The sequence below is a fragment of the Modestobacter sp. VKM Ac-2985 genome, assembly GCF_026967925.1.
Lineage (GTDB): Bacteria > Actinomycetota > Actinomycetes > Mycobacteriales > Geodermatophilaceae > Modestobacter.
The window spans coordinates 1-9,511 of the sequence record NZ_JAPVBI010000005.1 but is presented as its reverse complement, the minus strand read 5'-3'; the positions used below and the strand labels follow the sequence as shown (position 1 = coordinate 9,511).

9 protein-coding genes are annotated in these 9,511 nt (G+C 72.6%); 1 reads left to right on the top strand and 8 read right to left on the bottom strand.

All coding sequences use genetic code 11. From position 1 onward, the window contains the following. Positions 1-393: 393 nt before the first annotated feature. From dapB to O2V61_RS22275, 8 genes are all read right to left on the bottom strand, one after another. Positions 394-1,203, bottom strand: coding sequence for a 4-hydroxy-tetrahydrodipicolinate reductase (gene dapB, locus O2V61_RS22310; RefSeq protein WP_269185476.1), 810 nt, complete (start codon positions 1,201-1,203; stop codon positions 394-396). Positions 1,204-1,262: 59 nt separating this feature from the next. Further along, entirely contained in the window at positions 1,263-1,643 is a 381-nt protein-coding gene (locus tag O2V61_RS22305; protein WP_269185475.1) for a VanZ family protein, read from the bottom strand. A 7-nt stretch (positions 1,644-1,650) separates the two neighbouring features. Next, entirely contained in the window at positions 1,651-3,042 is a 1,392-nt protein-coding gene (locus O2V61_RS22300; protein ID WP_269185474.1) for a M16 family metallopeptidase, read from the bottom strand. Further along, complete coding sequence (locus tag O2V61_RS22295) at positions 3,039-5,303, bottom strand: polyribonucleotide nucleotidyltransferase (protein WP_269185473.1); 2,265 nt, start codon at positions 5,301-5,303, stop codon at positions 3,039-3,041. Before O2V61_RS22295 ends, O2V61_RS22300 begins: the two co-directional genes overlap by 4 nt. 256 nt (positions 5,304-5,559) lie before the next feature. Then, positions 5,560-5,829: a 30S ribosomal protein S15 gene (rpsO, locus tag O2V61_RS22290; protein ID WP_091942961.1), complete on the bottom strand. Its 270-nt coding sequence runs from the start codon at positions 5,827-5,829 to the stop codon at positions 5,560-5,562. A gap of 184 nt (positions 5,830-6,013) precedes the next feature. Further along, positions 6,014-6,985 carry a bifunctional riboflavin kinase/FAD synthetase gene (locus tag O2V61_RS22285; protein ID WP_269185472.1) on the bottom strand — a complete coding sequence of 324 codons (972 nt, stop codon included), beginning with the start codon at positions 6,983-6,985 and terminating at the stop codon, positions 6,014-6,016. 37 nt (positions 6,986-7,022) lie between these two features. Next, entirely contained in the window at positions 7,023-8,174 is a 1,152-nt protein-coding gene (locus O2V61_RS22280) for a branched-chain amino acid aminotransferase (protein WP_269185471.1), read from the bottom strand. A 183-nt stretch (positions 8,175-8,357) separates the two neighbouring features. Then, positions 8,358-8,684, bottom strand: a complete 327-nt coding sequence (locus O2V61_RS22275) for an antibiotic biosynthesis monooxygenase family protein (protein WP_269185470.1) — start codon at positions 8,682-8,684, stop codon at positions 8,358-8,360. 60 nt (positions 8,685-8,744) lie between these two features. Between O2V61_RS22275 and larB the strand changes: the two genes are divergently transcribed. Beyond that, a complete protein-coding gene (gene larB / locus O2V61_RS22270) occupies positions 8,745-9,422 on the top strand; it encodes a nickel pincer cofactor biosynthesis protein LarB (RefSeq protein ID WP_269185469.1) in 678 nt (225 codons plus the stop codon). Positions 9,423-9,511 lie beyond the last annotated feature (89 nt).

Below are 9,511 nucleotides of genomic sequence, written 5' to 3'. Positions count from 1 at the left end.
AAGGACACCGAAGGGGGATTTGTTACTTGGCACTGACTTTCGGCACGCTGTTGAGTTCTCAAGGAGCGGACGCGCACAGAACCCGACCAATTTCTTGGCCCTCGTCTGAGGCGGCTTGTCCGACTGTACGCCGTGCACGGCTCGCTGTCACACCCTGGGGTCTGACCTCGCGGCTCCCGGCTCTTTCGACCCGGTCTCGCTCGGCGCAAAGAAGAACTTACGTGCCGTCCCAGGCTCCGTCAAACCGCCGGAGGGCCCCGGAGCGACCCGAACGGCTCCCGGAGCCACTCGTCGGAGAGAAACCGCAGGTCAACGCCGACCAGTCGCTCGCGGATTGCGAGGCAGGTCACCATCTGGGGCGCCTGGATCGACCCGGAGACCGTCCCACGGGCCTCAGAGGCCGAGCAGCGACTCGATCCCGACGGTCAGACCGGGACGGCGACCGATCTCCCGGACCGCGAGGAGGACGCCTGGCATGAACGACGCCCGGTCGTAGGAGTCGTGCCGCAAGGTCAGCGTCTCCCCCGCTGCGCCCATCAACACCTCCTGGTGCGCGACGAGGCCGGCGAGCCGCACCGCGTGCACGGGCACGCCCTCGACGTCGGCGCCGCGCGCCCCGGGCAGCGAGTCGGACTCCCGGGTCGCATCCGGGGCAGCCGGCACGGCCGCAGCCCGCCGAGCGGCTGCGACCAGCCGGGCCGTCCGGGCTGCGGTGCCCGAGGGGGCGTCGACCTTGTTCGGGTGGTGCAGCTCCACGATCTCCACGGACGGGAAGAAGCGGGCCGCCTCCTGCGCGAAGCGCATGAGGAGGACTGCCCCGATCCCGAAGTTGGGTGCGATGAGCACCCCGAGGTCGGGCTTGGGTTCCAGCCACTCCGCGATCGTGGCCAGCCGCTGCTCGTCGAACCCCGTCGTCCCGACGACGCAGTGGATGTTCTGGTCGATGCAGAAGCGGATGTTGTCCATGACGGAGTCGGGACGGGTGAAGTCGACGACCACCTGGGCACCGGCATCGGCGACGTTGAACAGCCAGTCCCGCTCGTCGACCATGGCGACGAGCTCGAGGTCGTCGGCGGCGTCGACCGCCCGGCAGACCTCGGCGCCCATCCGGCCCCGGGCGCCGAGCACCCCCACCGAGACCAGCGGGGTCTCTCCGGAGATGGCGGACGGGGGCTGGACGTCGGGGGCCGGTGGGGTGCTCATCCCGCGATGCTCACCAACGCGGGCCCCGCACGCAAGGCGGCACCCCACCCACCGGACGGTCAGCGGGGCCGGGTCGCCCGGGTCCGGGCGACGGCGTCCCAGACCAGGAGCCCGACGGCGACCCCGGCGACGTCGGCGAGCAGGTCCGCGACCGAGGTCGACCGGTTGAGCACGGGCAGGGACTGGAGGAGTTCGCTGATGGATGCGTAGACGACCAGGACGACGCCGAGGACCCCGCGGCCGACGCCGGCCCACCGGCCACTGACCGCCAGCACCCCGAACAGCAGCACGTGCACCACCTTGTCCACGCCCGGCGGAGCGGACGGGACACCCGAGGCCGGCGTGAACAGCACGGCCAGGGAGACCAGCACGACGACCGCGAACACGCAGCGTGCGAGCGCGCCGTGGACGACAGAGACCGCGGTCGGTCGGGAGGTCATCGGCGGCTCAGGCGGCGAGCAGCCGGTCGAGGTCGCGTTCGCGGTACGGGCCGACGACGGCCAGGCAGGTCGGCCGGGTGAACAGATCGGCGGCCACCGCGCGCACCTGGTCCTCCTGCACTGCCTCGATCCGGTCGAGCACCGTCCGCACCGGCAGGTACTCACCGTAGGAGAGCTCGCTCTTGCCCAGCCGGCTCATCCGCGAGCCGGTGTCCTCCAGCCCCAGCACGAGACCGCCCTTGAGCTGGCCACGCGCCCGGGCGACCTCCTCGGCGGTCAGGCCGGTGGCCGCGACCTCCGCGAGTCCGGCCCTGATCAGCCGGAGCACCTCGGGCACCCGCTTGGGCGAGCACCCGGCGTACACGGAGAAGCTGCCGGTCCCGGCGTAGTGGGTGAGCGAGGAGCCCACGCTGTACACCAGACCCCGCTTCTCCCGGATCTCCTGGAACAACCGCGAGCTCATGCCGCCGCCCACCGCCGCATCCAGCACGGCTCCGGCGTAACGGCGATCGTCCAGCCGACCCATCCCGATGCTGCCCAGCAGCAGGTGGGTCTGCTCGGTGCGCCGGTGGATCAGCCCGGTGGGCCGCGCCGGTCCGGCGAGGACGACGTCGGACCCCAGCCGCAGCGGGTCCGGCCGCGCTCCCCCGGTCAGCCGGTCGCCGAAGGCCTCGGTGACCAGGTCGAGCACCTGCTGGTGGTCGACCCGCCCGGCCGCGGAGACGACGATCGAGGGGACGGCGTAGCGGTCGCGGTACCAGCCGTCGACGTCGTCCCGGGTCAGCGCCTCGATCGACTCCACGGTGCCCAGGACCGACCGCCCCAGCGGGGTGTCGCCGAACAGGGTCTCCGCGTACAGGTCGTGCACCGCGTCGGCGGGCTCGTCGTCGCGCATCGCGATCTCCTCGAGCACCACCGTGCGCTCGGACTCCAGGTCCGGTGCGGTGTTGAGCGCGTCGGTGACGAGGTCTCCGAGCAGGGTCACCGCCAGCGGGAGGTCACTGGCCAACACGTTCGCGTAGTAGCAGGTGTGCTCCTTGGCGGTGAAGGCGTTCATCTCACCGCCGACGGCGTCCATCGCGGTGGCGATCTCCAGCGCCGTGCGGCTCTGCGTGCCCTTGAACAGCAGGTGCTCGAGGAAGTGCGAGGAGCCGCCCAGTTCCGGGCTCTCGTCCCGGGACCCGACGCCGACCCAGATGCCCAGGGTCGCCGACAGCACCCCGGGCATCGTCTCGGTGATCACCCGCAGGCCCCCGGGCAGCTCGGTCCGCTCCACCCGGCCGCCGACCTCGTCGACGTCCAGCAGCTGCGTCACCCCGGGGGTGGTGACACCGACCGGGGCCGGGGCGGACGCCGCAGCGCCCGCCCCGACCCCGGTCAGGTCGGTACTCGTGTTCACGCCTCCGTGGGGGCGGCGGTCTCGTCGGCCGAGGCTGCGTCACCGGCGTCGCCGGCCCCACCCTCGACGACCGGCACCAGGCTGATCTTGCCGCGGGCGTCGATGTCGGTGATCTCGACCTGCAGCTTGTCGCCGACGTTCGCGACGTCCTCGACCTTGGCGATCCGCTTGCCGTTGCCCAGCTTGCTGATGTGGACCAGGCCGTCGCGACCGGGCAGCAGCGAGACGAAGGCACCGAACGCCGTCGTCTTCACCACGGTGCCGAGGAACCGCTCGCCCACCTTCGGCAGCGTCGGGTTGGCGATGGCGTTGATCCGGTCGACCGCGGCCTGGGCCGAGGGGCCGTCGGAGGCGCCGACGTAGATCGTGCCGTCGTCCTCGATGGTGATGTCCGCGCCGGTCTCGTCCTGGATCGCGTTGATCATCTGGCCCTTGGGGCCGATGACCGCGCCGATCTTGTCGACCGGGATGCGCACCGTGGTCACCCGCGGGGCGTAGGCGCTCATCTCGTCGGGGCCGTCGATCGCCTCGAGCATGACGTCGAGGATGTGCAGCCGGGCCGCGCGGGCCTGGGTCAGCGCACCGGCGAGGACGTCGGAGGGGATGCCGTCGAGCTTCGTGTCCAGCTGGAGGGCCGTCACGAAGTCCTTGGTGCCGGCGACCTTGAAGTCCATGTCACCGAAGGCGTCCTCGGCGCCGAGGATGTCGGTCAGCGCGACGTACTCGGTCTTGCCGTCGACCTCGTCGGAGACCAGGCCCATGGCGATGCCGGCGACGGCGGCCTTCAGCGGCACACCGGCGTTGAGCATGGACAGCGTCGAGGCGCAGACCGAGCCCATCGAGGTGGAGCCGTTGGAGCCGAGGGCCTCGGAGACCTGACGGATCGCGTAGGGGAACTCCTCGCGGTCCGGCAGCACCGGCAGCAGCGCCCGCTCGGCCAGCGCGCCGTGGCCGATCTCGCGGCGCTTGGGCGAGCCCACCCGGCCGGTCTCACCGGTCGAGTACGGCGGGAAGTTGTAGTTGTGCATGTAGCGCTTGCGGGTGACCGGGTTCAGCGTGTCCAGCTGCTGCTCCATGCGGAGCATGTTCAGCGTGGTGACGCCCATGATCTGGGTCTCGCCACGCTCGAACAGCGCCGAGCCGTGCACCCGCGGGAGCACCTCGACCTCGGCCGACAGCGGCCGGATGTCGGTCAGGCCACGGCCGTCGATGCGGATCTTGTCGCGCAGGATGCGCTGCCGGACGACCTTCTTGGTCACGGCGCGGAAGGCTCCGGAGATCTCCTTCTCACGGCCCTCGAACTGGCCGGCCAGCGCGGCCTTGACCTCGTCCTTGAGCGCGTCGGTGGCCTCCTCGCGCTCCTGCTTCCCGGCGATCGCCTGGGCCACGGCGAGCTTCTCGGCGGCCTGGGCCTCGACGGCGGCGTACACGTCGTCCTGGTAGTCCAGGAAGCGGGGGAAGTGCGCCTCCGGCTTGGCGGCCTTGCCGGCCAGTGCGGACTGCGCCTGGCACAGCGCCTTGATGAACGGCTTCGCGGCCTCGAGACCCTGGGCCACGACCTCCTCGGTCGGGGCGGTGGCGCCACCGGCGATCAGCTCGATGGTCTTCTCGGTGGCCTCGGCCTCGACCATCATGATCGCGACGTCGCCGTCCGGCAGGAGCCGGCCGGCCACGACCATGTCGAAGACGGCGTCCTCGAGCTCGGCGTGGGTCGGGAAGCCGACCCACTGGCCGTTGATCAGCGCCACCCGGGTCGCGCCGATCGGGCCGGAGAACGGCAGGCCGGAGAGCTGGGTGGACGCCGATGCGCCGTTGATGGCGAGCACGTCGTACAGGTGGTCGGGGTCCAGGGACAGGACGGTGATGACGACCTGGACCTCGTTGCGCAGGCCCTTGGCGAAGGTCGGCCGCAGCGGGCGGTCGATCAGCCGGCAGGTGAGGATCGCGTCCTCGGAGGGGCGGCCCTCGCGGCGGAAGAACGAACCGGGGATCTTCCCGATCGAGTACATCCGCTCCTCGACGTCCACCGTCAGCGGGAAGAAGTCGAACTGCTCCTTGGGCTGACGGCCGGCCGTGGTGGCCGACAGCAGCGTGGTGTCGCCCATGGTGGCGACGACGGAGCCGGCGGCCTGCTTGGCGAGGCGGCCGGTCTCGAAGGTGACGGTGCGGGAACCGAGGGCCCCGTTGTCGATCACCGCGGTGGCGGTGAACACGCCGTCCTCGGCGTCGAAGTCGGTGGGATCTGTGGTGGGTGCGGACATCGTGTCCTCTTCCTACGTCGCATACGGCGACGTCCTCTTCGCGGCGTCGCGCCGGCGTCCGGGGCGACCGGTCTTCGATCGAAGCCCTCGGGGTCGCGCTCGCGGGTCCTGCACTCAGGCTCGCTGCGTCCCGGGGGCCACTACCGAGGACCGGCCCTCGCGGGCTGGCCGGCGTGGGGCCGGTGTTCCCGTGCGGCGGGTGCCGCACGAGTGAGGGGACCGTCCCGGCGTTGCCGGAGCGGTCCCCTCGGTGGTGCTAGCGGCGCAGGCCGAGCCGCTCGATGAGCGAGCGGTACCGGTTGATGTCGGTCTTGGCCAGGTAGTTCAGCAGCCGCCGGCGACGACCGACCAGCAGGAGCAGGCCCCGCCGGCTGTGGTGGTCGTGCTTGTGCAGCTTGAGGTGCTCGGTCAGGTCGCTGATCCGTCGGGTCAGCATCGCGACCTGCACCTCGGGGGAACCGGTGTCGTTCTCGACCGTCGCGTACTCGGTCATGATCTGCTTCTTCGTCGCGCTCTCCAGCGCCATGGTGCCTCCAGGGCAGGTCACGTGTGGCCCCCGGTCTGTGTCACGGGGGCAGCATGCACACACGTCGGTCACCCGACGTCGGCATCGAGGTTACACGGCTGCGCCAGGGCCGGGCCCCGCCGAGTGGGATCAGGAGGGCGGCCGGCGGGTGCGCCGGCCGCGTCGAGGCCGGCGCGCCGCGGCCTCACATCCCCAGGACGGCGCGGGTCCGGGCGACGTCCTCGCCCATGGCCACCAGCAGTTCCGGGACGCCGGGGAAGCTGAGCATCGGGCGCAGGCGCTCGACGAACTCCACGCCCACGTGCTCGCCGTAGAGATCGCCGTCGAAGTCGAGCAGGTGCGCCTCGACGGTGCGCCGGGCACCGGCGAAGGTGGGGTTGCTGCCCACTGAGATCGCGGCCGGGTGGGTGCTGCGGCTGGCCCCGCGGTGGTCACGCAGCACCAGGCGCCCGGCGTACACCCCGTCGGCGGGGATCGCGGTGTGCGCGGGGCTCTCCACGTTGGCGGTCGGGTAGCCGAGCTCCCGTCCCCGGCGGTCGCCCCGGACGACGATGCCGTCGACCCGATGCGGGCGGCCCAGGGCCAGGGCGGCCGAGCTCATGTCCCCGGCGGCCACGCAGGCCCGGATGTAGGTGGAGGAGATGGTCACCTCGCCGTCGCCGGCCAGGGCGGGAGCGGACCCGACGCTGGTCAGGTCGACGCCCTCGACGCTGAACCCGAACCGCCGGCCCTCGGCGGCCAGCGTCTCGACGGTGCCGGCCGCCTTGTGCCCGTAGGTGAAGTTCCGGCCCACCACCACCTGGGCGGCGTGCAGGTGCTCGACCAGCACGGTGTGGGTGAACTCCCCCGGGGACAGCCGGCTGAACTCGGCGGTGAAGGGCAGCACGCACATCGCGTCCACGCCCAGCTCGGCCACGAGTTCCGCCTTGCGGTCGGCGGAGGTCAGGATCGCCGGGTGGGAGCCGGGCCGCACCACCTCGGAGGGGTGCGGGTCGAAGGTGAGCAGCAGCGCAGGGCGCCCGAGCGCCCGCGCTCGGGCGACGGCGGCACCGATCAGGTGCTGGTGGCCACGGTGCACCCCGTCGTACATCCCGACGGTGACCACGGTGCGCCCGAGGTCCTGCGGGGTCGAGTCCAGCCCACGCCAGCGCAGCACGCCGTTCCTCTCCCCCGGTGCCGAGTGGTCGACGTGCTCAGGAGGCCGCAGGCGCGACGCGGTGCAGCCAGCCGTGCGAGTCGGGCACCCGGCCGTGCTGCACGTCGAGCAGGTGTGCGCGCAGCTGCATGGTGAGCGGACCGGGCTCCCCGGTGCCCACGGTGAAGTCGCCGGTGCGCGCCTTCACCTCACCGACGGGGGTGATGACGGCGGCGGTGCCACAGGCGAACGTCTCGGTGATCGAGCCGTCGGCCACGCCGGCCCGCCACTCGTCCACGCTGAACTTCCGCTCGGTCACCGGGTGCCCGAGCTCCCGGGCGACGGTGATCAGCGACTCGCGTGTGATGCCGGGCAGCAGCGTGCCGGTGAGCTCGGGGGTGACGAGCTCGGCGTCGGCGCCGGAACCGAGGACGAAGAACAGGTTCATCCCGCCCATCTCCTCGACGTAGCGCTTCTCCACCGCGTCCAGCCAGACCACCTGGTCACAGCCGGCGGCGATCGCCTGCTCCTGGGCCAGCAGGCTGGCGGCGTAGTTGCCGGCGCACTTGACGTCACCGGTGCCGCCGGGAGCGGCCCGGATGTAGTCCTCGGAGAGGTAGACCGAGACCGGGTGCACGCCGCGCGGGAAGTACGCACCGGCCGGGCTGGCGATCACGATGAACAGGTACTCGTGCGCCGGGCGGACGCCGAGGAACGGCTCCACGGCCAGCATGTACGGCCGGATGTAGAGGGTCTGGTCGGGACCGGTGGGCACCCAGTCCCGGTCGGCGTCGACCAGGGCGTCGACGGCGGCGAGGAAGGACTCCGCGGGCACCTCGGGCATCGCCAGCCGGGCGGCGCTGCGGGCGAACCGGGCGGCGTTGGACGCCGGCCGGAACGTGGCGACGCTGCCGTCGGGCTGGGCGTAGGCCTTGAGGCCCTCGAAGATCGACTGCGCGTAGTGCAGGGCGGCGGCGCTCGGGTCCAGCTGCAGCGGGGCGTACGCGGTCAGCCGGGCATCGACCCAGCCCTGGCCGACGCGGTACCGGGCCACCACCATCGAGTCGGTGAAGTACCGGCCGAAGCCCGGGTCCTCCAGCTGACGGGTGCGCTCGGCGACCGAACGGCGGGGCACGTCCTCCACGACCAGCGGCACACCCGCGGCGAAGTCCCGGGAGGAGGTACGGCTGTCGGCGAGCGTGTCGGTCATGGCTCCCACCTGCTGGTGCTCGTGCTGAGCGTGCTCCGGCGGTTGCCAGGCCCGCACGGTCACCCTAGCCCGGCGGCACGGGCCCCCGGCACGTGCAGCCGGACGAGCCGGTGCGGCCGGACGAACCGGCGGGCCCGTGCCGTCGTCACCGGGTCGGCGGCGAGGACGACAGGGGTCCGCGGCTCAACTGCCCTTCGGCGCCGCGGACTCGACGACCTCGTAGCTCCACACGTGCTGCTGCGAGCGCTCGGCGACCGGGGCCAGGGTGTCGCCCCCGCCGTCGTGCGCGCGGTCGAAGTCCTGACTGGTCTGCCAGGCCTCGTAGGCCTCCTCGCTGGTCCACCGCGTGTAGACGAGGTAGGCCTCGGTGCCGGCGACCGGGCGGAGCAGCTCGAACCACTCGAAGCCGGGGGTGGTCTCCACCGCACCTGCCCGGCCCTTGAACCGCTCCTCGAACCGGGCGCGCTTGTCCTCGGGCATGGTCACGACGTTGATCTTGACGACGCTCATGCACGGCATCCTGCCCAGCGACGACCGGCTCGACACGGCGCGTGCGCGAGAATGGCCCCCGTGACCGAGCAGCCGCGTACCGCCGACATCGGCCTCGCCCGGCTCGACCCCGACCGGGCGGCCCGGACCGGCACCCCGGAGGTGGTCTTCGCCGGCGGCAAGACCCCGGCCGAGACGGTGGCCTGCCTGGCCGGCCTGCTCGACGCCGGCGTCCCGCTCGCCTGGGCCACCCGGGTCGACGAGCCCACGGCCGCAGCGGTCCGCGACCGCTGGCCGGACGCCCACGTCGACCCGGTCGCCCGGGTGGCCTGGGTGGGCACTCCCCCACCCCCGGTCGGCCAGGTGCTCGTGCTGACCGCCGGCACGTCGGACGGCGCGGTGGCCGCCGAGGTCGCCGCCACCCTGGCCGCCAGCGGGGTGGGCTGCCGGCGGGTGGACGACGTCGGGGTGGCCGGCGTGCACCGGGTGCTGGCGGTGGCCCCGGAGCTGGCCGCGGCCGATGCGGTCGTCGTGGTCGCCGGGATGGACGGCGCGCTGCCCAGCGTGGTCGCGGGGCTGACCGACCGGCTGGTGGTCGCCGTCCCCACCTCGGTCGGCTACGGCGCCGCCTTCGAGGGCCTGGCCGCGCTGCTCACCATGCTCACCGCCTGCGCCCCCGGGGTGCTGGTGGTGAACATCGACAACGGCTTCGGCGCCGGTGTCGCGGCCGCCCGGATCGTCCGGTCAGCTCACCGGTAGCGCACCGGGTCCGGCAGCAGCTCGTTCATCGCCCCCGACCGGAAGCCCCGCGGGTCCAGCTCCACCCGGTCGAAACCGGTCACCACGGC